The sequence below is a fragment of the Sphingomonas arenae genome (assembly GCF_016924655.1).
In the GTDB taxonomy this organism is placed as follows: Bacteria; Pseudomonadota; Alphaproteobacteria; order Sphingomonadales; family Sphingomonadaceae; genus Sphingomicrobium; species Sphingomicrobium arenae.
Map to the genome: position 1 here is coordinate 1 of NZ_JAFFJU010000001.1, position 21,585 is coordinate 21,585.

A 21,585-nucleotide genomic window follows, 5' to 3' on the forward strand; every position below is an offset into this window, starting at 1 on the left:
AACCTGGGCGCGACCGAAGCGATGCGCCAGGACCCGCACCTCGCCAACGGCCTCAACGTGTCGGACGGCAAGATCCGCCACCAGGCCGTCGCCGAAGCCCTCGACCTGCCGTTCGAAGCGGCGGCGTGAGCCATCGGCTGGACCGATAGGTCGCAGCTTTCATTATGCGTTTCCGACTTCTTTCCCGTCCTGTGTACCGTCCAAGCCACAGCCAAACCTGGAGCAATCAGGCGCCATGACCGACATCGCAGGCCTCTTCATCAACGGTCAGTCCGCCAGCGGCGACGGCGATGCGGAGACCGTCAACGACCCCAGCAACGGCCAGCTGATCGCCCAGCTTCCGGGCGCAAGCCGGCAGCAGGTGGACGCCGCGGTCCAGGCGGCCCACCGCGCCTTTCCGCTCTGGTCCGCCATGACCCCGAAAGAGCGCTCCTGGCGCATGCTCAAGATCGCCGACCGCATCGAGAGCATGACCGACGAACTCGCCGAGCTGGAAATGCGCAACTGCGGCAAGCCGCTCGGCACCGCCAAGGCCGTGGACGTCGGCAACACGGTTGACGTGTTCCGCTTCTTCGCCGGCGCCCTGCGCACGATGGGCGGAATTCCCGCCGGCGAGTACAAGCCGAACCATACCAGCATGCTCCGCCGCGATCCCTTGGGCGTGGTCGCGGGCATCGCGCCCTGGAACTACCCCCTGATGATGGCCGCCTGGAAGGTCGCGCCCGCCATCGCCGCCGGCAACACGGTCGTCCTCAAACCTTCCGAGCACACCCCGCTCACCGCGCTGAAGCTCGCGGAGATCTGCGCCGAATACCTTCCCGAAGGCGTGTTCAACCTCGTCACGGGCAACGGCTCGGAGGTGGGCGCGACCCTCGTCTCCCACCGCCTCGTCCGCATGGTCTCGCTCACCGGAGACATTGCGACCGGCCGCAAGGTGATGGAGGCCTGCGCCCCCACCATCAAGCGCACCCATTTCGAACTCGGCGGCAAGGCCCCGGTCATCGTCCTCGACGACGCCGACGTGGACGCCGCGGCCGAGGCGATCGTGGATGCCGGCTATTACAACGCCGGCCAGGATTGCACCGCCGCCTCGCGCGTCTATGCCCAGGCCGGCATAGAGGAACCGCTGGTCAACGCCATTGCCGAGCGCCTGCAGCGCCTCCGCATGGGCGACCCACGCGACGCGGACACTGCGCTCGGGCCCCTCATCACCGCCCGCCAGCGCGACCGTGTCGAAGGCTTCGTCCGCCGCGCCGTGACGGACTCCCGCGCGCAGCTCGTGACCGGCGGCAAGGCGGGCGACGGGCCCGGCTTCTTCTTCCAGCCGACCCTCATTGCCGGGGCCCAGCAGACCGACGAGATCGTCCAGCGCGAAGTCTTCGGACCGGTCGTCTCCGTCACCCGCTTCGACGAGGTCCCGCAGGTGATCGACTGGGCCAACGACAGCGAATATGGCCTCGCCTCGTCCATCTGGACCCGCGACATCGGCAAGGCCGGCCGCATCGCTTCCAGGCTCCAGTATGGCGTCACCTGGATCAACACGCACAGCGTCAACGCCACCGAGATGCCGCACGGCGGGGTGAAGTCCTCGGGCTACGGCTCGGACCTGTCCATCTACTGCCTGGAACATTACACCACTCCCCGCCACGTCATGTTCAAGCACTGAGAGGTCCATGGCCCGTCCCGTCCTCGGCATCATCTGCTGCAACCGCCATGTCGGCGTTGAGCCGGCCCAGGTGGTGATGGAGCGCTATGTCCGCTCCGCCATGACCCATGCCGACGTGGCCGCGCTGCTGGTCCCCTCGCTGCCCGACCTGATGAGCGCGGCCGAAGTAGCCCCCCGCCTCGACGGCATCCTGCTGACCGGCAGTCCCTCTAACGTGGAAAGCCACCGCTATGGCGACGGCGAGGGCAGCGGCCCCTACGACCCCGGCCGCGACGAGATCGCGCTGTCCCTCGTCGAAGCCATGGCGGAACGCCGCAAGCCGGTGTTCGGCATTTGCCGCGGCTTCCAGGAGATCAATGTCGCATTGGGCGGCACACTGCGCCGCGACACCAGCGAGAATGACGAGCTGATCCGCCATCATGCACCCGCCGGGGCTGACTTCGACGCCATGTTCGACCACAAGCACCGGGTCTTCCTGAAGGGCGGTGGGATGCTCGCAGCGGCGTTCCGCAAGCCCGAGCTTCACGTGAACAGCGTTCACTACCAGGGCATCGGCCAGCTCGCGCCCGGCCTGCGCGTCGAGGCCACCGCGCCCGACGGCCTGGTCGAAGCCTATTCCGCCGATCTCCAGGGCGCCCCTCTGCTCGCCGTCCAGTGGCACCCCGAATGGGACGCCTCCGACCCCGACAGCCAGACCTTCTTCCACCTGCTTGGCCGCGCGCTCCGCGGCGAGCCCCTCACCGCAAAGGAACACGCCGCATGACCGCGCCGCGCCGCAACTACGACATCGCCGAGCTTCGCCGCCTGGACGTGGCTCACCACCTTCCCGCCCAGCAGGATTACCAGCTGATCGAGGACCTGGGCGGCAGCCGGATCATCACGGCCGCGCTCGATCGCTGCACGATCCAGGACGGCGACGGCAACCAGTTGCTCGACGGGATGGCGGGCCTGTGGTGCGTCAACGTCGGCTACGGCCGCGACGAGCTGGCCGACGTCGCTGCAAGCCAGATGCGCGAGCTCCCCTATTACAACACCTTCTTCAAGACGGTGACCCCGCCCGCCGTGCTGCTGGCGACCAAGATCGCGGAGCTGACCGAGAACCGCCTGCCGCACGTCTTCTTCAACACCTCGGGATCGGAGGCGAACGACACCATCCTGCGCATGGTCCGCCATTATTGGGCGGTGAAGGGCCAGCCCGAGCGCAAGGTCATGATCAGCCGCCACAATGCCTATCACGGCTCGACCGTGGCGGGCGTCAGCCTCGGCGGCATGAAGGCGATGCACGCGCAGGGCGACCTGCCCATCCCCGACATCCACCACGTCCGTCAGCCCTACTGGTTCGGCGAAGGCCGCGAGCATGATCCGGAGGAGTTCGGCCTGCTCTGCGCCCGCGCCATCGAAGAGGAAATCGAGCGCATCGGGCCCGAGCGCGTCGCCGCCTTCATCGGGGAACCGATCCAGGGCGCCGGGGGCGTCATCATCCCGCCCGCCAGCTACTGGCCCGAGGTCGAGCGCATCTGCCGCAAGCACGGCATCCTGCTCATCTGCGACGAAGTGATCTGCGGCTTCGGCCGCACCGGCAACTGGTGGGGTCACCAGACCGTTGGCGTGAAGCCCGACATGATCGCGATGGCGAAGGGCCTGTCGAGCGGATACCTGCCGATCAGCGCCGTCGCCGTCTCGGAGGAGATCGTCTCCGTCCTCAAGACCGGCGGCGACTTCGTCCATGGCTTCACTTACTCCGGTCACCCCGTCGCCGCCGCCGTGGCGCTCAAGAACATCGAGATCATCGAGCGCGAGGGCCTGGTCGAGCGCACCCGCACCGACACCGGCCCCTACCTCGCCCAGGCGCTGCAGCGGCTGAAGGGCCATCCGCTGGTCGGCGAAGTGCGCAGCTGCGGCCTGCTCGGCGCTGTCGAGATCGTCTCCAACAAGCAGACGGGCGCCCGGTTCGGCGGCAAGGAAGGCACCGCCGGGCCGATGGTGCGCGATGCGTGCATCGCCAACGGCCTCATGGTCCGTGGCATTCGGGACACTATTGTCATGTGCCCGCCGCTGGTCATCACGCACGAGCAGATCGATCGCATGATCGACATCATCCAGTGCTCGCTGGACGAGGCCGAACCGCTTCTGCGCGCGGGTGAGGAGCCTGCCGTGCACGAGGAAGCGGACCTGCCGCTCAGCTGAGGCTTGTTGCCGGTCGGCCGCGCGGCAATAACGAAGGCGATGAAGCTTTCGCTCGCCGCGTCGGTCGACGACTATCGTGAACTGGCCCGGCGCCGCCTGCCGCGCCTCCTGTTCGATTATGTCGATGGTGGCTCCTATGCGGAGGAGACCCTGCGCCGCAATGTCGCCGACATGCGGGCGGTCACGCTGCGCCAGCGCGTCCTGCGTGACATGTCGCACGTCGACACGGGCACGCACCTGCTCGGCCATGACCTCAGCATGCCCTTGCTCCTCGGTCCGGTGGGCTTTGCCGGTATGCTCGCCCGCCGCGGAGAGGTTCAGGCCGCCCGCGCCGCACGCTCCGCAGGACTCCCGTTCGTCCTCTCCACCGTCGGCGTCTGCAGCGCGACCGAAGTCACGCGTGATGCCGGCGGGCCGCCCTGGTTCCAGCTCTACATGATCCGCGACCGTGGCTTCATGCGCGACCTCCTGCTGAAAGTCGGAGCGCTCGGCTGCCCGGTGCTGGTGCTCACCGTCGACCTCCCCGTGCCCGGCACCCGCTACCGCGACATCCGCTCCGGTCTCAACGAACGGCCCGGCGTTGCCAGCAACCTCCGCCGCGTCTGGCAGGGCCTCACTCACCCGGGCTGGCTCCGCGACGTTCAGATGGGCGGCAAGCCCCTGCTGTTCGGCAACCTCGAAGGCGCCTGCGAAGGCGCGGACTCGATCCCCGGCATGTGGACCTGGATCCAGCAGAACTTCGATCCGTCCGTCACGTGGGCGGACCTCGCCTTCATCCGCCAGCACTGGCGCGGACCCATCGTGATCAAGGGCATCCTCGATCCCGACGACGCCCGCACCGCAGTCGCCGAAGGCGCCGACGCCATCGTCATCTCCAACCACGGCGGCCGCCAGCTCGACTCCGCCGCTTCCAGCATCGCCGCACTCCCGGCCATCGCCGCCGCCGTGGATCGGCGCATTCCCGTGCTCATGGATGGCGGCGTGCGCTCGGGCCTCGATGTGCTCAAGGCACTCACCCGCGGGGCCGACGCCTGCCTGATCGGCCGCGCCTGGGCTTACGCATTGGCCGCAGGTGGGGAGGAAGGCGTCAACCGCCTCCTCGCCACCTTCCGCGACGAACTGCGCACCGCCATGATCCTGACCGGGGTCAATCGCATCGCGGAGGTCCGAGGCTAGGCACTCGGCCCGCCCTTCTCTATCTCACCACCGACCCAGTTTCATGAGGTGACCATGTCCGCTGCCTATATCGTCGAGGCCGTTCGAACCGCCGGGGGCAAGCGCGGAGGCGCGCTCAAGGACTGGCATCCCGCCGACCTCGGCGCGCAGGTGCTGAACGCCCTGGTCGAGCGCAGCGGCATCGATCCGGCCGCGGTCGAGGACGTCATCGCCGGCTGCGTCGGCCAGGTCGGCGAGCAGAGCTTCCACATCGGCCGCAACATGGTCATGGCCTCGAAGCTCCCCGACAGCGTCCCCGCCGTCTCCATCGACCGCCAGTGCGGCTCCTCCCAGCAGTCGCTTCACTTCGCCGCCCAGGCCGTGATGAGCGGCACGCAGGACGTGGTGATCGCCGCCGGAGTCGAAAGCATGACTCGCGTGCCCATGGGTCTCCCGGTCATCCTGCCGATGCAGGCGGGCATCGGAATCGGGCCCTGGCCCCAGTCGATCAAGGACCGTTACGGCGTTACCGAGTTCAGCCAGTTCACCGGCGCGGAGATGATCGCCCAGAACTACCAGATGACCCGCGAGGAGCTCGACGCCTTTGCGCTGCAAAGCCACCAAAAAGCGGCAGCCGCGACGGATTCCGGTGCGTTTTCCGACGAGATCGTGCCGCTGAAGGTCACGGATTTGTCACTCAACGAGACTCTCCACACCCGCGACGAGGGCATTCGCACCGACGCCTCGATGGAGGGGCTCGCCAGCCTCAAGACCCTGAAACCCGATGGCGTGATCACCGCCGGCAACGCGAGCCAGATCTGCGACGGCGCCTCCGGAGTGCTGGTCGTCAGCGAAAAAGCCCTGAAGGAACATGGCCTTAGGCCCATCGCCCGGGTCGACCACCTGACGGTCACCGCCGGCGATCCCGTCATCATGCTGATGGAGCCGATCCCCGCCACCCGACGCGCCCTCGAACGCTCCGGCCGCAAGATCGAGGACATCGACCTCTACGAAGTCAACGAGGCCTTCGCCCCCGTTCCGCTGGCCTGGCTGCGGGAGATCGGCGGCGATCCGGAGCGCCTCAACGTCAACGGCGGCGCCATCGCGCTCGGCCACCCGCTCGGGGCCAGCGGCACCAAGCTCATGGCGACCCTCGTCCACGCCCTCCGCGCCCGCAGCAAGCGCTACGGCCTGCAGACCATGTGCGAAGGCGGCGGCATCGCCAACGTGACCATCGTCGAGGCGCTGAACTGAGGCACTTCGACGTCCTGATCGTCGGCACCGGTCACGCTGGCGCAACCACGGCGATCCACCTCCGACAGCTCGGCAATACCGGCAGCATCGGCCTGCTCGGCGAGGAGGAAGAGCTGCCCTACGAGCGCCCGCCGCTCAGCAAAGACTATCTCGCCGGCAAGAAGAGCGCCGCCGACATCCTCTTCCGCCCGTGCAACTTCAGGGCGGAGCGCGACGTCACTCTCATACCCGGCGAGCGCGTCGTTTCCATCGACCCTGGAGCACGCACGATCGGCTGCGCCTCCGGTGCCACAATCTCCTACGGGAACCTGGTCTGGACCGCCGGCGGCCGCCCGAAGCGCGTCGCCGGCGCCCACGTCATCCGCAGCCTCGCCGACGTTGATACCCTACGGGCCGAACTCCCCTCCGCCACCCGCATCCTCATCATCGGCGGCGGCTACATCGGCCTTGAAGCGGCGGCGGTCCTGACTAGCCTCGGCAAGCAGGTCACCCTCGCCGAAGCCGCCGACCGCGTCCTCGCTCGCTGCGCCGCCGAGCCCCTATCGCGCTTTCTAGAGGCGGAGCACCGGGCCCATGGCGTCGACATTCACCTGAACACCTCCTCGATTGACCACAACCAGCATGACCTGGTCATCGCGGGCATCGGCATCCTCCCCAATGTCGACCCGTTGCTCCAAGCCGGTGCGGAAGGCGCGGACGGCGTCCTGGTCGATGAGCATTGCCGCACTACCTTGCCCCACGTCTGGGCGGCCGGCGACTGCGCGCTCCACCACAATCCCTTCGGCCCCGCCCGCCCCATCCGCATCGAATCCGTGCAGAACGCGAGCGACATGGCCACCACCATTGCCCGAGCCCTCACCGGCCAGCCCCAGCCGTACCGCGCCGTCCCCTGGTTCTGGTCGAACCAATACGACCTCCGCCTGCAGACCGTCGGCCTCAGCAACGACCATGACGAGGTCCTCGTCCGCGGCGATCCGGCCACGCGCAAGTTCGCCGTCATCTACCGCCGCGCCGGCCGCGTGATCGCGCTCGACTGCATCAACAATGTCCGCGATTATGTGCAAGGCCGCGGCCTGATCGAGAGCGGTGTCGAGGTGGACGCCGCGCTCCTCGCCGACCCGGACCGACCCTTGAAGAGCCTGCTGGAGAGCTGATGCCGATCGTCACCGTCACCACCCGCGATGGCCGCACGAAGGACCTCACCGCTCAGAACGGCCGCTCGCTCATGGAGAACCTGCGTGCCGGCGGCATCGAGGAGATCCTGGCGCTCTGCGGCGGTTGCTGCAGCTGTGCGACCTGCCACGTCTACGTGGACGAGGATTGGCTTCCCGCCCTGCCGCCGATTAGCGCCGACGAAGACGATCTGCTCGACAGTTCCGGAGCGCGCCGGCCGAACAGCCGTCTGTCATGCCAGATCAAGGTCTCGGACGCGCTAGACGGGATCGCCGTTACGGTCGCGCCCGAGGACTAGGGCCTCAGAACCAGCCCGAGCCATAGCGTCCGTGGCGTTGCCCGTTCCACCACGCCGCTCCCGCTGATGGTCGCAGCGACCTCCTTGTCGAGCAAGTTCTCCGCGCGGAAGGTCAGGCCAAGCCGACGGGTCAGCGGGAGCCCCGCCGACGCGTCGAAGGTCAGCGCGGCCGGAAGCCGCACGCTGCCAAGATCATCCTCATATTGCTGGCCGACATAGCGGGCCTGCAACGTCGCCCAGCGCTCCTGTTCCTGCCAGCCGAGGCTCGCTGTTGTGGTCCACCGGGGCGCCTGCGCGGGGCGCAGTCCATCTAGCGGCGCAGCAACTCCACTGGCCGACACCTCCATATCGGCCAAGCTGGCGCTCACGCGACCGGTCCACGGCCCCCGCCGAACCTCGCCTTCGGCCTCGATGCCTTGGCTCCGGATCGCATCCAGGTTCTGCCGCTGCCGGTAAGCGCCCCCTGCAGGCACGAAGCCCACCCCGGGAAACACGCCCGGACCCTCCCCCAGGGTCACATTCGCGATCGCGTCCCGCAGCCGATTGCGGAACAGCGTGAGTTCCAGCCGTGCGCCGCTCCCTTCCCAGCGCAGCCCTGCTTCGATCCCCGACAGCCGCTCGGAGTCCAGAAAGGCATTCGCAGCCGTCGCATCGCTTCCGGCGCGGAACGGACGGAACAGCTCGTTCAGCGTCGGCAGGCGCCAGCCGAGATACCCGGCAGAACGCACGCTCCACCCCTGTCCCAGCGTCAGACCCGCCGCGGCGCGCGCGGTCGGTCGCCAACCGAACCGATCCGGGAACTGCTGGTCCGCAACGGTCGCTCCCGTCGTCAGCAGCTGCTCGAGGTAGTTTCCGTCAGCAATCCGCCAGCGGTCCACCCGCCCCGCCCCGCTCAGGGTCAGCGCTCCCTGAGTCACCGTGGCTTCGGCAAACAGGCCGGCGTTGAAGGTTCGACCACCGGACTTGCGGTCGCGGGTCGCAACCGTCGCGACATAGCTCCCAAGCTCCTCGGACCGCCCGGTCGCCCGTCGTCCGTCCAACCCGACCCGCCACTCTAAACCGGCAGGAGCTGGCGGGCGCAGTTCGGCGCTCCATCCGACCGCCCGTCCAGGCACGTCGTACTGCAGGGCCGTGCGGCGCGCCTCGGTGCGGTCCGCGTCCGTCCCCGCGAAGCCGCTCTCGAAGTCACGCAACTGGCCATAGCCGAGCACAGACCAGCCCCAGCGCCCGCGTCCCACAAGGCGGACGGAGGCGTCCAGGCCCTCGGTCCGGCTCGCCGTGAATGAAAGCCCACGCTCCCGTTCGTCGCGGAAGCCGCTAAAGTTCACCTGCAACTCGGTAGCGGGACCAACAGGACCGCTCCATCGCAGCCGCCCCGACGCGTTGCGGTAGGGTGCCCGGCGGTCGGCTGGGCCCCGATCCTCCTTGACGATGGGGATGAACCCGTCCCCGCGCGCTGCGGAAGCGGAGAGGGACAACAGGCCACCCCCGGCCAGTCCCCTCCACGCCGCCCGGGCATCCACCGCCGCGCGGCTGCCGACGTCCAGCGCTCCCGCAATCCCCGGGTCCGCGGCACTGGTCAGCTCGATCGTTCCGGCAAGCGCCCCAGGTCCCTGAGCAACACTGCCGCCGCCGCGCGTGACCCGCACCTGCGCCAGGGACAGCGGGTCCAGCGCCGTCCAGGCAATCCAGCCGCCGAACGGGTCCGCTTGCGGGACGCCGTCCAGCAGCACCAGCACTCGGCTAGCGCCATTCCCGGCCAGTCCGCGCAAAGTCACTCCCTGGCTGGTCGGGTGAGAGGATCGTGCGTCCGACCGCCGAAACAGGTGCACGCCGCCGACCGTCCGGACGATCTCGTCCAGCTGCCGCGAGGGTGCGTGGGCCAGCTCCTCCTCGGTGACGGTGACCACGCTCAGCAGGCGGTCGGCAGCGGGCTCCGGCAGGGCGCGACCCGTGATGACGATCGGTTCGGAGGGCGCGTCCAGCATCGCGGCGGCGTTCGGGGCGGCACGCGCCTTTGTCAACGCAGGCAATCACCTGTAGCGAGGCCGCATGCGCCGCCCGCTCTATCTCCTCGGTGGCTGGCTGGCGTTTGGCATCGGCGCTGTCGGCATCGTCCTGCCCCTGCTGCCCACCGTGCCGTTCTGGATCCTTGCGGCCTTCTGCTTCTCCCGCAGCAGCCCCCGGCTGGAACGGTGGCTGGTCGAGCATCCGCGGCTCGGCCCTCACGTTCGGGGATGGCGGGAGCGAGGGGCGATCAGCCGCACCGGCAAGCGCGCGGCGGCGGTAGCGCTGATCTTCAGCAGCATCTTGGGCTTCGTCGCGCTCAGCCTGCCCTGGTCATTGATCCCCGCCGCCTGCTGCGCCGGGGCGGCCGCCTTCGTCCTCTCGCGCCCGGGTTGACCCTTGGCAGGCGCGCCGGACGGCTTAGATAGCGCGACATGAGGAACCTCCCACTCGTGCTGGCCGCCGTGCTGATCGGGACACCGGCCGTTGCGAAGGCGCCCACGATCCGTGTGTCGGGCTGGGCGAGGCCCACGGTGGCTCCGCAGAAATCCGCAGCGGTCTACCTGTCGCTCCACAATGGTGGCCCGGGCAGCGACCGCCTCCTGGCCATCAGCACTCCGGTTGCCGGCAGCGCCAGCGTCCATTCTACGACCATGGCCGGCGGCGTCATGCGCATGCGAGGCGTCGCAAGCCTTCCGATCGCGGCGAGCCAGCGCATCACCATGAAGCCGGGCGGGCTGCACGTCATGCTCACGGGGCTCCGGGCTCCGCTCCGCGCGGGGCAGAAGCTGCCCCTGACCCTGCGGTTCGAGCGCGCGGGCCTGGTCCGGACGAGTGTTCCCATCCAAATGACTGCCGCATCGGAGGACCATGGACACCACGGACACTGAGGCAACTCGCAGCCCCTTGAAAACGGTCCGGCTGATCGTCTGGGCCCTCGTCGGGGTCGCGGCCGTGGTGCTCGCCTTCCTGCTGCTGCGGCCCGCCACGGACCCCAGCGCTAGAGTGGAGCCCGGCTTGCCGGGGTTCACGCTGGGCGGGCCCTTCACGCTGACCGGGGCCGACGGGAAACCGTTCTCGAGCACGCAGCTAGCCGGCAAGCCCTACGCCATGTTCTTCGGCTTCACGAATTGCCCTGACGTCTGCCCGAACACGCTGGCGCGGCTGGCCCAGCTCCGGCAGCAACTCGGCAAGGGCAACGACAGCTTTCGCATCGTGTTCGTCTCGGTCGATCCGGGCCGCGACACTCCCGAAGCGGTGGGCGCCTACACCAAGCTGTTCGACACCCCGATCATCGGCCTAACCGGCACCCCGAAACAGGTGGCGCAGGTCGCGAAGCAGCATGCCATCTACCACGCCAAGGTGCCGCAACCGGATCAGCCGGACGGCTACACGGTCGACCACGGCGCCGCGGTGTTGCTTTTCGACCGCAACGGCAAGTTCACCTCCACCATCGCGCAGGAAGAGCAGGACGCGCCCGTCCTGGACAAGCTCCGGCGGGTCACAGCCTGATCTGTTGCTGCACTGCAACAGCATGGCTTTGTAGCACCGTTGCGGATGCGAAATCCTTTGCTGCCCCGCTGATCTTGGACTAGCGGCCCCGCCTCCGGCAGCTCTTGCCGGAAGATAAACAGAACAGAAATGGAACTTCGTACATGCGTATGATCATGGTCGCGGCCGCTGCCGCGCTCGTCGCCGCGACTCCGGCCGCAGCCCAGGACACCACCGCCGAAACCGGCACCACTTTCACCGGCCCGCGCGTCGGCGTGAACCTGGGCTTTGCCGACGATGACGTCTTCGGCACCGAGACCTTCACCTACGGCGTGGAAGCGGGCTACGACGCTGACCTCGGCGGCGCAGTCGTCGGCGGCTCGGTCGAGCTGCAGGACAGCAAGGACACCGACCGGGAGATCGCTCTGACTGCGCGCGTCGGTGCGAAGCCGAGCCCGAACTTCCTGGTGTATGGCCTCGCCGGCTACACCAACCTGAAGGTCTTCGACGGCCTGAAGCTCGACGGCTACCGCGTCGGTGCAGGCATCGAGTTCGGTTTCAACCGGAACGGCTTCGCCAAGGTCGAGCAGCGCTACTCGAACTACGAGCTGGGCGTTGACGGCTTTCAGACCGTGGTGGGTGTCGGCGTCCGCTTCTAAGCGGCGGCTTCACCACAACGACTGTAAGGGGCGGCTTCGGTCGCCCCTTTTTTCATGCCTCCCGCTGGCGCACCCGGGCCAGCAGCCGGTCGATCGCCGCCACAGCCTCCGGTTCGTCCAGCGTCGGCGCGTGTCCCACGCCTGGAACCGTCACCAGCTCGGCCTGATCGCCCAACGTGCGCACAGTCCGCTCTGCGACATCCTGCGCGAGCAGGTCGCTCAACTCGCCCCGCAGCAGCGTCACCGGCTTGCCCTTCAGCCCGTCGAGCAGCGGCCACAAGTCTGGCTGGGTGCCCTCGTTCGCTTCCGAGAAGGGCAGCGCAATCGCCATGTCGTAGTCGAGCACGATCGAGCCGTCCGCCTCCTGCCGGCACGTCCGCCGCAGGAAGGTCTGGAGATCGCCCTCTCCCCAGTTCGGGTAAACCTCGCGCAGCCGGTCCCCCATCGCGGCCTCCGCCTCTGCCCAGCTGCGCCAGTTCACCGGCTTGCCGACATAGGTCCGGATTCGCTCGATCCCTGCCGGATCGACCTCCGGCCCCACGTCGTTGATCAGCGCGCCCGCAATCCGCTCTTCGTCCGTATAGGCGAGCAACATGGTGACCAGCCCACCCAGCGACGTCCCGAAGAACACCGCCGTCGCGATGCCCAGCTGGTCGAGCAGCTTCAGCACATCGGCCGCATAGGTCTTGGGCATGTAGCGCTTCGGGTCCGGATCCTTCTCGCTGAGGCCCCGACCGCGGAACTCCAGGCACAGCACCCGCCATTCCCCCGCCAGCCGCGCCGCCACATCCTCGAAGTCGCGCGCGTTGCGGGTGAGGCCCGGCAGGCACAGGATCGGCGGCTGGTCGGTCGGGCCCGCATAATCGCGGTAATGGAGCCTCAGGCCGTCAACACTGTTGTAGAAACGGTCTTCGTACTGGGCCACGCGCTCTTCCCCTGCTTCCCACCCCTCCTATCTGGACCCCATGGCAACAAAGCAAGCCTATCGGCCCGATCCGCGGATCCTCGAACTGGGGGACGCCTTCTACGACCCGGTCGAGCCCGCGCGTTTCCCGCGCGCCGTGCCGCGCTTCCTCAACCAGCGCTGGGCCGACCGCATCGGCCTGTCCGACACCGACTGGGAAGCCCACTTCCACCGGTTCGAGGCGCTGCCGGACAACCTCCCGCGGCCGCTCGCACTGCGCTACCACGGCCACCAGTTCCGCTCGTACAATCCGGAGATCGGCGACGGCCGCGGCTTCCTCTTCGCGCAGCTGCGGGACGAGTCCAACCGCCTGCTCGACCTTGCGACCAAGGGCTCGGGGCAGACCCCCTACAGCCGCTTCGGCGACGGCCGCCTGACCCTCAAGGGCGCGGTCCGCGAGGTCCTGGCGACCGAGATGCTGGAGGCGCTTGGCGTCAACACCTCCAAGACCTTCGCCGTGTTCGAGACAGGCGAAGCCCTCACCCGCGGCGACGAGCCCTCCCCGACCCGCTCGGCGGTGCTCACCCGGCTCGGCTACGGACACATCCGCATCGGCACCTTTCAGCGCCTCGCCTACTTCGACGAAGCGGGGAACATCGCGAAGCTCAACCGCTATTGCCTGCAGCATCTCTATGGCGAAGAGCCAACGGACAGCGACGCGGAGAATGCCGAGCGCCTGTTCGACCAAGTCGCGAGCGCCACCGCCCGCCTCGCTGCCTCCTACATGGCCGCCGGCTTCGTGCACGGCGTGCTCAACAGCGACAATATCGCCATCTCGGGCGAGAGCTTCGACTATGGCCCATGGCGCTTCTCGCCGGAGTGGGACCCCGCCTTCACCGCCGCCTACTTCGACCAGACCGGCCTCTACGCCTTCGGCCGCCAGCCCGAGGCGATCCAGTGGGATCTCGCGCAACTCGGCGGCTGCCTGACCTTCCTGTGCGAAGCCGCTCCGCTGTCCGCCATCCTCGAGGACTGGGGCAAGAGGTTCGAAGCCGCCCTCATCGAAGCCTTTGTCCGCCGCCTCGGCATTGAGACCCTCGGCACGGAGGACGACCGCTTGCTCGGAGGAGCCATCCTCTCGGCGCTCCAGTCCCGCGCTGTCGGGATCGACCGCCTGTTCTTCGACTGGCGTGGCGGGCGGGCTCCGGAGGGCGAACCCTACACCAGCGAGGCGTTCGACAAGCTGCGGCAAGCGCTGGCCGGCAGAGCCCGAGTGCCTACCCACCCCTATTGGTCCGACCCGGAGCCATGCTCCATGCATATCGAAGAGGTTGAGGCCATCTGGGCTCCCATTGCCGAGCAGGACGACTGGAGCCGCTTCGAAGACAAGATCACCGCCATTCGCCGGATGGGCGAGGCGATGCGTGAGGCCTGACGCCCCTCGGCCCACCTTGACCCTCTATCAGAACCATGGTGACAGGCGCGCACCCAAGCGGGAGGATACATGACGAACAGGCTGATTTCGACCGAGCCGGCGACCGGCGCGGAACTCTGGTCGGGTGAGATCGGGGACGCCGCGTTCGAGGTCGCAGCTGCCCGGGCAGCCTGGCCGGAGTGGGCGAGCCAATCCACGTCCTACCGCATGGAAACACTCCGCCGCTTCGCCAACGTCGTGCGCGGCCGGGAGGCGGAGTTCGCCGACCTGATCGCCCGCGAAACGGGCAAGCCCTTGTGGGAAGCGCGGACGGAAGTCGGCGCGGTGATCAACAAGGTGGAGATCTCCGTCACCGCTTATTCGGAGCGGACTCCCCAGCGGAAAATGGAGGCTGCGCTCGGCAGCAAGATCGCGGTCCGGCACAAGCCTCACGGCGTCCTCGCAGTGCTCGGCCCGTACAACTTCCCGGCCCATCTGCCGAACGGGCACATTGTGCCTGCCCTGATTGCGGGCAACGCGGTCGTGTTCAAGCCATCGGAGAAGACGCCCGCCACCGGCGCACTGCTGGTCGATTGCTATCGCGAAGCCGGCGTTCCCGAGGGAGTGGTCCGCCTCCTCATCGGCGGCCCGAATGAAGGCCGCGCACTGGCAGGACAGGATGGCATCGACGGCCTGCTGTTCACCGGCTCCGCGCGCGCCGGCCAGGCCTTGCATCGCCAGTTCGCCGACATGCCGCACAAGATCCTCGCGCTGGAGCTGGGCGGCAACAACCCGCTCGTCATCTGGAACGCCAAGGATATCCCCGCGGCAGCGACCATTGCCCTGCAATCCGCTTTCCTTTCGGCTGGCCAGCGTTGCACGGCTGCCCGGCGCCTCATCGTCCAGGACGGGCAAGCGGATGACGTGGTCGCGGCCATCCTCAAGATGATCGACCGGATCATCGTCGGCGCGCCGCATGACACCCCGGCACCCTTCATGGGACCCGTCATCGACAATGGCGCGGCCGATCACCTGCAGGAACAATTCCTGGGGCTCATGATGAAGGGCGGGAAGGTCATCCGCCGCCTGGACCGGCCGGACGAGCGCAAGCCCTTCGTGACGCCGGCGGTGATAGACGTGACCGGCATCGACGGGCTGCCCGACGAAGAACTGTTCGGCCCGGTGCTTCAGCTCATCCGGGTGCCCGACTTCGAGACTGCCATCGCAGAGGCGAACAACACCCGCTTCGGCCTCGCCGCCAGCCTGGTGGGTGGCAGCCCCGAACAGTACGAGCGCTTCTGGTCACAGGTCCGGGCGGGCGTGATCAACTGGAACAAGCCGACGAACGGCGCCCCCAGCAACGCGCCCTTCGGCGGAGTGGGTCTGTCGGGCAACCATCGCCCGAGTGCATTTTATGCGGCGGATTATTGCGCCTATCCGGTCACAAGCAGCGAGGCGGAACTGGCAAGGGCCAGCATCGGCGAAGGGCTGCGCGACCCTAACATGCTCGAAGACTAGGCGGAAAAGTGCTCCCGGCAGGTCGGGAGCAGAAGGGAACGCGGTCAGTTCTTGACGGCGACGAGCACGGCGCCGGCGATCACGGGCGACTCTCCACGGGCCGCCATTGCGCGCGCCCGGTCGAGGGCCGTTGCAATCTGCGGGCGTGCGGATTCCCAGGACATCCCGCGACACGTCCACAGGTCCGTGTAGGGAGCGCCGGGGTTGGCCTTGTTGCAGACCTGACCGACCGCCCGTCCGACCCGCCGGTAGAGAAGCTTCTCACCGTCGCGGGAAGCAAGGTTCAGGTCGCCGTAGGTGACCCGCTGGACGATCGCGCCTTCCGGCGGAGATCCTTCAATGACCACCGGCCGATCCGCGGCGGCGCTTGGCGATGCGATCAGGAACACACCCGAGGCAGTGATCGCGACTGCTGCGCACAGGGGTGCAAGCTTGATGGTAGCCATGGTGTTCATCCTCCACTCGCTTGCATGCGAGCCAGGACGAGATGCCCTTGTCGGATTGCGTTGGCACTCACGGTTCGACGGCCCGATATGGTCTTCGGGGATGAAGTGCGGGGTGCTTCGACGAAGCGCTTCGTGCGTCGGCGAATGGATGAACGACGGCAGCGACTCCGCCGCAAGGCGGGCCGGCGGAGGGCGGATGCCTCGGCCGGCCCGCTGCCCCGCCCCGGGTCGGACTAGCCGTGCATCTCCGGCAGGTAGTTCTCGTCGGCCAGGTCGCTGAACTTGGTCACGCGCGCATCGAACTTCAGCCTGACCTTCCCGGTCGCGCCGTGGCGCTGCTTGGCGACAATCAGCTCCGCAAGTCCGTAGACGCGCTCCACGTCGCGCTGCCACATCTCGTGCGCTTCCCAGACCTTGGTGTCGTCGCCTTCAACCGGGCGCTTGGGCTCCTTGGCCATGACGTAATAATCTTCGCGGAAGACGAACCAGACCATGTCGGCGTCCTGCTCGATCGAGCCCGATTCGCGCAGGTCGCTGAGCTGTGGACGCTTGTCCTCCCTTTGCTCGACGGCGCGGCTGAGCTGGGACAGCGCAAGCACCGGGCAGTCCAGCTCCTTGGCCAGCTGCTTGAGGCCGCGGCTGATCTCGGAAATCTCCTGCACGCGATTGTCGTTGCTGCCCTTGCCGCTGCCCTGCAGCAGCTGCAGGTAGTCGATGACGATGAAGCCGATGCCCTTCTGCCGCTTCAAACGCCGCGCGCGGGCCCGAAGGCCGGCGATGGTTAGGCCGGGCGTATCGTCGATATAGAGCGGCAACGCCTGCAGCTCGGCCGCGGCCCGCGCCAGGTTGCGGAACTCCTGCTGGCTGATCTTGCCCATGCGCAGGTTCTCGGAACTGATCCCCGACTGTTCCGCCAGCACACGGGTGGCCAGCTGGTCGGCGCTCATTTCCAGGCTGAAGAAGGCCGTCGCCGCGCCGGCCGACTTCGCCGGCTCGATCCCGTCCTCGATGTCGCGCAGGTAGCGCTGGGCGGCCGAGAAGGCGATGTTGGTCGCAAGCGAGGTCTTGCCCATGCCCGGACGGCCGGCGAGTATCATCAGGTCGGACTTGTGCATGCCGCCGATCTTGGCGTTCACGCTGTCGAGGCCCGTCGTGATGCCGCTGAGGTGGCCGCCGGAGTTCAGCGCCTTCTCCGCCGTTTCCAGCGCCAGCCGCGTCGCCTCGGCGAACGCCTTCACCTTGCCCTCGCCGCCGCCCTGCTCGGCGACCTTGTACAGCTCGGTCTCGGCCCGCTCGATCTGCTCCAGCGGAAGCACGTCCTCGGACGTGTCGAGCGCGCTTTCGACCATCTCCCGGCCCACGCTGACCAGCGACCGCAGCAGCGCCAGGTCATAGATCTGCTGGGCGAAGTCGCGCGCACCGATGATCGCGGCGCCGGAGCCCGTCAGCTGCGCGAGGTAAGACGGGCCGCCCACCTCCTTCATGGCCTCATCCGCGTCGAACAGCGGGCGGAGAGTCACCGGGTTCGCGACCATGTTGCGGTCGGTCATCCGCAGGATGGCGTCGTAAATTCGTCCGTGCAGCGGCTCGAAGAAGTGATCCGACCGGAGCTTGAGCTGCACGTCCTCGACCAGCCGGTTGTCGAGCATCAGCGCGCCCAGCAGGGCCGCTTCCGCCTCGATGTTCTGCGGGAGAGTCGGGCTCTCCGGCGCTTCGGCGGCGCCCGGATGTCGGAGGATTTCAGCCATGAAGAAGCGTCTACGCTCAAGCCTCGCCGCTTACCATGTGTTACATCCGCCACGGCTGTGGACAACTATGTGGGCGGATGGCGTAGCCCGCCCGCAGCAATCGTCCTTTTTCCGGCTCCGTCATCATCCACAGAAAAGATCGCCAGGCCTTTGCTCGACAGCCGTTCGTCAGGCTACGCCAGCCAGCCATGAGTATCCTCTCCGACCGCTGGATTCGTGAACACGCGCTCAACCACGGCATGATCGAACCGTTCGTGGAGGCGCAGCGCCGGGATGGGTGCATCAGCTACGGGCTGTCGAGCTACGGCTACGACGCGCGGGTATCGGACGAATTCAAGATCTTCACCAACGTCGACTCTGCGACCGTGGACCCCAAGGACTTCGCATCCAACAGTTTCGTTGATCGCAAAGTTGACACCTGCATCATCCCCCCCAACAGCTTCGCCCTCGCCCGCACCGTCGAATATTTCCGCATTCCTCGCGACGTTCTTGTCATTTGCCTCGGCAAGTCCACCTACGCGCGCTGCGGAATCATCGTGAACGTCACCCCGCTCGAGCCCGGGTGGGAGGGTCACGTCACGCTGGAGTTCTCGAACACCACGCCGCTCCCGGCGAAGATCTACGCCAACGAAGGTGCCTGCCAGTTCCTGTTCCTGCAAGGGAACGAGCCGTGCGAGATCAGCTACGCCGACCGCGCGGGCAAATATATGGGTCAGCGCGGCGTCACTCTGCCGCGGCTCTAGCGGCCGCTTCCGCTGGGGTCGGGTGCAAGCGCCGCCCGCCCTGCACGGATAAGGTCCACCCAGCCCGCAAACGCCTGCCCGAGGCTGACGAGCAGCTTCGACAATCCCTCGTCGCTAACCGAGCCGTCCTCCTTGAACTTCTCGTCGGAAACGTGGCCCAGATAAGCCTCGGGCTGCTGCATGGTGGGCATGTCGAGAAACACGCAACACTGCCGCAGATGGTGGTTGCACCCGAACCCGCCGAGTGCACCCGGCGAAGCGGTCACGATTGCCGCCGGCTTTTTGGCGAACACGCTCTGACCGTACGGTCGCGAGCCCACATCGATGGCGTTCTTGAGGGCACCAGGGATCGACCGGTTGTATTCGGGGGTCACGAACAGAACCCCGTCCGCATCCGCGATCTCGCGACGGAATCGCACCCACGGCTCCGGCTGCGGGTCGTTGTCGAGGTCGGGGTCGTAAAGCGGCAGGTCGGCAATCTCGACGATGTGGCAGCTCAAGCTCTCCGGGACCGATCCGCAGATGGCCCGCGCGACTTTCCGGTTCAGCGATCCCTCACGGATGGAGCCCACGATGATCGCGATGCGGTTCCTCGACATGCTCGCTTCTCCTCTCAGCGCCGCCGGCCTTGGTGGCGGATGTTGGCGGGTCGGCCACGCTTTCCAGTGGGCGGCCGCCGCATCCGGTCGCGTCGCGGCGGCGTCGCGTAGCTGCCCTCTGGCAACTCGAACCGAAGCCCTCCGCTGACCGGGTTTGCCTCGGCGAGGCGGAGCTTCAGGCGCTGACCGACCCGGTAGGTCTCCTCCGTATCCTCTCCGACGAGCGATCGTGAAGCTTCGTCGTAGCGGAAATATTCGTTGCCAAGCTCCTTCGCTAGAACCAGTCCGTCGCCGCCAAGACTCTCGACCGTCGCGAAGAAGCCGAACGGCTGGACGCCCGTGATCCGGCAGTCGACCAGCTCGCCGACATGGTCCGCCAGATAGGCCGCCACGTAGCGGTCGATGGTTTCCCGCTCCGCCTCCATCGCCCGCCGTTCGAGCATGGAGATGCCTTCGCCGATCTCGGTGAAGCGCTCCGCATCCTCGGGTGGTAGCCCACCATCGCCCAACCGATAGCTGCTCACCAACGCACGGTGGACGAGCAGGTCGGCATAGCGGCGGATCGGCGACGTGAAGTGCGCATAGCTGCCGAGCGCCAGACCGAAGTGTCCGAGGGGTTCGGGCGAGTAGCGCGCCTGCGTCTGCGTCCGAAGCAGCTGCTCCATGATTTCGGGGCGCGCATCGCTGTCCCCCACCCGGTCGATGATCCGGTTGAACGTGGCCGGCTTGATCACCTGCCCGAGTGCGAACTCCATATCGAAGGTCGCAAGATAATCCTTGAGCGCTACCAGCTTCTCCCGGCCCGGCGCCTCGTGGACGCGATACATGACAGGCGCTTTCTTGTGCTCGAGCGCTTTCGCCGCCGCCACGTTGGCCGCGATCATGAAGTCTTCGACGAGGCGGTGCGCGTCGAGCCGCTCGCGGAGAGCCACCGAGGCGATGCGGCCCTTTTCGTCGAGAACGACCTGGCGCTCTGGGAGATCGAGCTCCAGCGGCTCGCGGCGATTGCGGGCAGCCAGCAGCGCCGACCAGCAAGCCCATAGGGGCTTGAGAGCGGTGGTCACCAACTCCTGGGAGACAGCTCCTTCGATCTCCGGCATGGAACAGGGCGAGGAGGCAACTTCCGTCCGGTCCTCCTTGCTGGCGTCGATGGCCGCCTGGGCGTCCTCATAGGCGATGTTCGCCGCAACCCGAATCACGGCCCGGCTGAATCGCCAGCTCTTCAGCGACCCATCCGGCGCCACCTGCAGATGGCATGCCAGGGCAGCGCGGTCCTCCCCTTCCTTGAGCGAGCAGATGTCGGACGACAGCTCGTGCGGCAGCATCGGCACGACCCTGTCCGGGAAGTAGACGCTGTTCCCTCGCCGACGGGCCTCCCGGTCGAGCTTGCTCCCGGGCCGAACGTAGAAGCTGACGTCCGCGATCGCGACGATGGCGTTCCAGCCGCCGTCCTCCCTTGGCTCGGCCCAGATGGCGTCATCGTGGTCCCGCGCGTCGGCTGGATCGATCGCGACAATCGGCAGGTGGCGCAGGTCCTCCCGGTCCTCGCCGAGCTTCTGGTTTGAGACCCGACCCGCTTCCTCGATCGTCTCCTGGCCGAATTCGTGCGGAAGTCCGTGCTTGTGGATTGCGATCAGGCTGAAGCTGCGAGGAGCGAACGGGTCGCCGAGGATCGCGTCCACCCGGGCCGACACCCGCGGGGGCCGGCCGGACGGATCGCAAAGAACGAGGTCGCCGACCTGCGCGTCACCGAGCTCACTGATCGGCAGTTCCCGCCGCTCCTTCTTGTCCACCGGGCGGAGCCAGTAGCGCCCCCCCTCGCCTTCCTGGTGCACAACCCCCAGGATGAGGTCGGCCGAGCGCTGCAGCTTTTTCATGAGGTGCGCGACAAGGCCCTGGCCGCGCTCTTCGGTGCGAGCGAGGATCCGGTCGTTCAGCCCCAGCGCGGAGCGGCGGCCCTTCTCGATGACCCGCAGCTTGGGCGGCGGGCCTTCCCCCTGCCAGTTGTCGGGCACTGCGACAGGTCCGTCCTCGACTGCGACTACCCGCAGCACCGTGACCTTAGGCACCCCACCCGCCTTGTGGAAGGCGCGGCCGGGCGACGAGTCGATCAGCCCCTCGTCGGCCATGTCCTTGAGCAGCGCCTTAAGGAGAATCTTCTCGTGGCCGGACAATCCGAATGCCCGCGCGATCTCGCGCTTGCCGGCGGGCTGGCCCGAGTTCTGGATGAACTCGAGGATTTGCTGGCGGGTGGGCAGTCCGGGAGTGACAACCTTCTTCGGCATCTCGTTCCTTAGCGCTCACCCTGAGTAGCCGCGAAGCG

20 protein-coding genes and 1 pseudogene are annotated in these 21,585 nt (G+C 67.6%); 15 read left to right on the forward strand and 6 right to left on the reverse strand.

Annotated elements, in window-relative coordinates; all coding sequences use genetic code 11:
* The 8 genes and pseudogenes from JT720_RS13680 to JT720_RS00035 all read left to right on the forward strand — a co-directional run.
* Positions 1-129, forward strand: a pseudogene (locus tag JT720_RS13680) (alanine dehydrogenase); the annotation flags it as partial.
* 106 nt (positions 130-235) lie between these two features.
* Positions 236-1,666, forward strand: a complete 1,431-nt coding sequence (locus tag JT720_RS00005; protein ID WP_205478310.1) for a gamma-aminobutyraldehyde dehydrogenase — start codon at positions 236-238, stop codon at positions 1,664-1,666.
* A gap of 7 nt (positions 1,667-1,673) precedes the next feature.
* A complete protein-coding gene (locus tag JT720_RS00010; protein ID WP_205478312.1) occupies positions 1,674-2,429 on the forward strand; it encodes a gamma-glutamyl-gamma-aminobutyrate hydrolase family protein in 756 nt (251 codons plus the stop codon).
* The gene (locus tag JT720_RS00015) at positions 2,426-3,853 is read left to right on the forward strand and encodes an aspartate aminotransferase family protein (protein ID WP_205478314.1); all 1,428 of its coding nucleotides are present in this window, start codon (positions 2,426-2,428) and stop codon (positions 3,851-3,853) included. The genes JT720_RS00010 and JT720_RS00015 overlap by 4 nt, the downstream gene beginning before the upstream one ends.
* A 39-nt stretch (positions 3,854-3,892) precedes the next feature.
* Positions 3,893-5,029 (forward strand): L-lactate dehydrogenase, encoded by a 1,137-nt coding sequence (locus tag JT720_RS00020; protein WP_205478315.1) that lies wholly within the window; start codon positions 3,893-3,895, stop codon positions 5,027-5,029.
* A gap of 54 nt (positions 5,030-5,083) precedes the next feature.
* A complete protein-coding gene (locus JT720_RS00025; protein WP_205478317.1) occupies positions 5,084-6,262 on the forward strand; it encodes an acetyl-CoA C-acetyltransferase in 1,179 nt (392 codons plus the stop codon).
* The gene (locus tag JT720_RS00030; protein WP_336511907.1) at positions 6,211-7,416 is read left to right on the forward strand and encodes an NAD(P)/FAD-dependent oxidoreductase; all 1,206 of its coding nucleotides are present in this window, start codon (positions 6,211-6,213) and stop codon (positions 7,414-7,416) included. The genes JT720_RS00025 and JT720_RS00030 overlap by 52 nt, the downstream gene beginning before the upstream one ends.
* Complete coding sequence (locus JT720_RS00035; RefSeq protein ID WP_205478319.1) at positions 7,416-7,733, forward strand: 2Fe-2S iron-sulfur cluster-binding protein; 318 nt, start codon at positions 7,416-7,418, stop codon at positions 7,731-7,733. The genes JT720_RS00030 and JT720_RS00035 overlap by 1 nt, the downstream gene beginning before the upstream one ends.
* On the opposite strand, the gene JT720_RS00040 is transcribed toward JT720_RS00035, so the two are convergent.
* A complete protein-coding gene (locus JT720_RS00040; RefSeq protein ID WP_237220034.1) occupies positions 7,730-9,766 on the reverse strand; it encodes a TonB-dependent receptor in 2,037 nt (678 codons plus the stop codon). The two genes, JT720_RS00035 and JT720_RS00040, sit on opposite strands and share 4 nt — an antisense overlap.
* A gap of 19 nt (positions 9,767-9,785) precedes the next feature.
* Here JT720_RS00040 and JT720_RS00045 point away from each other — a divergent pair, with 19 nt between their 5' ends.
* The 4 genes from JT720_RS00045 to JT720_RS00060 all read left to right on the forward strand — a co-directional run bounded on the left by JT720_RS00045 (position 9,786) and on the right by JT720_RS00060 (position 11,890).
* Positions 9,786-10,136, forward strand: a complete 351-nt coding sequence (locus tag JT720_RS00045) for a YbaN family protein (protein ID WP_205478321.1) — start codon at positions 9,786-9,788, stop codon at positions 10,134-10,136.
* Between the two features lie 38 nt (positions 10,137-10,174).
* Positions 10,175-10,630 (forward strand): copper chaperone PCu(A)C, encoded by a 456-nt coding sequence (locus JT720_RS00050; protein WP_205478323.1) that lies wholly within the window; start codon positions 10,175-10,177, stop codon positions 10,628-10,630.
* Positions 10,611-11,252 carry an SCO family protein gene (locus JT720_RS00055; protein ID WP_205478328.1) on the forward strand — a complete coding sequence of 214 codons (642 nt, stop codon included), beginning with the start codon at positions 10,611-10,613 and terminating at the stop codon, positions 11,250-11,252. Before JT720_RS00050 ends, JT720_RS00055 begins: the two co-directional genes overlap by 20 nt.
* Positions 11,253-11,395: 143 nt before the next feature.
* Positions 11,396-11,890, forward strand: a complete 495-nt coding sequence (locus JT720_RS00060; protein WP_205478330.1) for an outer membrane beta-barrel protein — start codon at positions 11,396-11,398, stop codon at positions 11,888-11,890.
* Between the two features lie 52 nt (positions 11,891-11,942).
* Here the strand turns inward: JT720_RS00060 and JT720_RS00065 are convergent, their stop codons facing one another.
* A complete protein-coding gene (locus JT720_RS00065; protein ID WP_205478331.1) occupies positions 11,943-12,815 on the reverse strand; it encodes an alpha/beta fold hydrolase in 873 nt (290 codons plus the stop codon).
* Positions 12,816-12,855: 40 nt separating this feature from the next.
* Between JT720_RS00065 and JT720_RS00070 the strand changes: the two genes are divergently transcribed.
* Both JT720_RS00070 and astD read left to right on the forward strand, forming a co-directional pair.
* Positions 12,856-14,229, forward strand: coding sequence for a protein adenylyltransferase SelO family protein (locus tag JT720_RS00070; RefSeq protein ID WP_205478332.1), 1,374 nt, complete (start codon positions 12,856-12,858; stop codon positions 14,227-14,229).
* A 69-nt stretch (positions 14,230-14,298) separates the two neighbouring features.
* Complete coding sequence (gene astD, locus JT720_RS00075; RefSeq protein WP_205478333.1) at positions 14,299-15,726, forward strand: succinylglutamate-semialdehyde dehydrogenase; 1,428 nt, start codon at positions 14,299-14,301, stop codon at positions 15,724-15,726.
* 44 nt (positions 15,727-15,770) lie between these two features.
* Here the strand turns inward: astD and JT720_RS00080 are convergent, their stop codons facing one another.
* On the reverse strand, positions 15,771-16,172 hold the full coding sequence (locus JT720_RS00080; RefSeq protein WP_205478334.1) for a UrcA family protein: 402 nt from the start codon (positions 16,170-16,172) through the stop codon (positions 15,771-15,773).
* 233 nt (positions 16,173-16,405) lie between these two features.
* Positions 16,406-17,920 (reverse strand): replicative DNA helicase, encoded by a 1,515-nt coding sequence (locus tag JT720_RS00085; protein ID WP_205478335.1) that lies wholly within the window; start codon positions 17,918-17,920, stop codon positions 16,406-16,408.
* Positions 17,921-18,108: 188 nt separating this feature from the next.
* On the opposite strand from JT720_RS00085, the gene dcd reads away from it, so the two are divergent.
* The gene (dcd, locus tag JT720_RS00090) at positions 18,109-18,663 is read left to right on the forward strand and encodes a dCTP deaminase (protein ID WP_205478336.1); all 555 of its coding nucleotides are present in this window, start codon (positions 18,109-18,111) and stop codon (positions 18,661-18,663) included.
* Here the strand turns inward: dcd and JT720_RS00095 are convergent.
* Positions 18,660-19,262 carry an NADPH-dependent FMN reductase gene (locus tag JT720_RS00095; protein ID WP_205478338.1) on the reverse strand — a complete coding sequence of 201 codons (603 nt, stop codon included), beginning with the start codon at positions 19,260-19,262 and terminating at the stop codon, positions 18,660-18,662. The two genes, dcd and JT720_RS00095, sit on opposite strands and share 4 nt — an antisense overlap.
* Positions 19,263-19,276: 14 nt before the next feature.
* Complete coding sequence (gene rnr / locus JT720_RS00100; protein WP_205478344.1) at positions 19,277-21,547, reverse strand: ribonuclease R; 2,271 nt, start codon at positions 21,545-21,547, stop codon at positions 19,277-19,279.
* Positions 21,548-21,585 lie beyond the last annotated feature (38 nt).

Coding starts and splice junctions, on each gene's coding strand:
- JT720_RS00005 (WP_205478310.1), top strand. CDS start 236: ATGACCGACATCGCAGGCCTCTTCATCAACGGTCAGTCCGCCAGCGGC.
- JT720_RS00010 (WP_205478312.1), top strand. CDS start 1,674: ATGGCCCGTCCCGTCCTCGGCATCATCTGCTGCAACCGCCATGTCGGC.
- JT720_RS00015 (WP_205478314.1), top strand. CDS start 2,426: ATGACCGCGCCGCGCCGCAACTACGACATCGCCGAGCTTCGCCGCCTG.
- JT720_RS00020 (WP_205478315.1), top strand. CDS start 3,893: ATGAAGCTTTCGCTCGCCGCGTCGGTCGACGACTATCGTGAACTGGCC.
- JT720_RS00025 (WP_205478317.1), top strand. CDS start 5,084: ATGTCCGCTGCCTATATCGTCGAGGCCGTTCGAACCGCCGGGGGCAAG.
- JT720_RS00035 (WP_205478319.1), top strand. CDS start 7,416: ATGCCGATCGTCACCGTCACCACCCGCGATGGCCGCACGAAGGACCTC.
- JT720_RS00045 (WP_205478321.1), top strand. CDS start 9,786: ATGCGCCGCCCGCTCTATCTCCTCGGTGGCTGGCTGGCGTTTGGCATC.
- JT720_RS00050 (WP_205478323.1), top strand. CDS start 10,175: ATGAGGAACCTCCCACTCGTGCTGGCCGCCGTGCTGATCGGGACACCG.
- JT720_RS00055 (WP_205478328.1), top strand. CDS start 10,611: ATGGACACCACGGACACTGAGGCAACTCGCAGCCCCTTGAAAACGGTC.
- JT720_RS00060 (WP_205478330.1), top strand. CDS start 11,396: ATGCGTATGATCATGGTCGCGGCCGCTGCCGCGCTCGTCGCCGCGACT.
- JT720_RS00070 (WP_205478332.1), top strand. CDS start 12,856: ATGGCAACAAAGCAAGCCTATCGGCCCGATCCGCGGATCCTCGAACTG.
- astD (WP_205478333.1), top strand. CDS start 14,299: ATGACGAACAGGCTGATTTCGACCGAGCCGGCGACCGGCGCGGAACTC.
- JT720_RS00080 (WP_205478334.1), bottom strand. CDS start 16,172: ATGGCTACCATCAAGCTTGCACCCCTGTGCGCAGCAGTCGCGATCACT.
- JT720_RS00085 (WP_205478335.1), bottom strand. CDS start 17,920: ATGGCTGAAATCCTCCGACATCCGGGCGCCGCCGAAGCGCCGGAGAGC.
- dcd (WP_205478336.1), top strand. CDS start 18,109: ATGAGTATCCTCTCCGACCGCTGGATTCGTGAACACGCGCTCAACCAC.
- JT720_RS00095 (WP_205478338.1), bottom strand. CDS start 19,262: ATGTCGAGGAACCGCATCGCGATCATCGTGGGCTCCATCCGTGAGGGA.
- rnr (WP_205478344.1), bottom strand. CDS start 21,547: ATGCCGAAGAAGGTTGTCACTCCCGGACTGCCCACCCGCCAGCAAATC.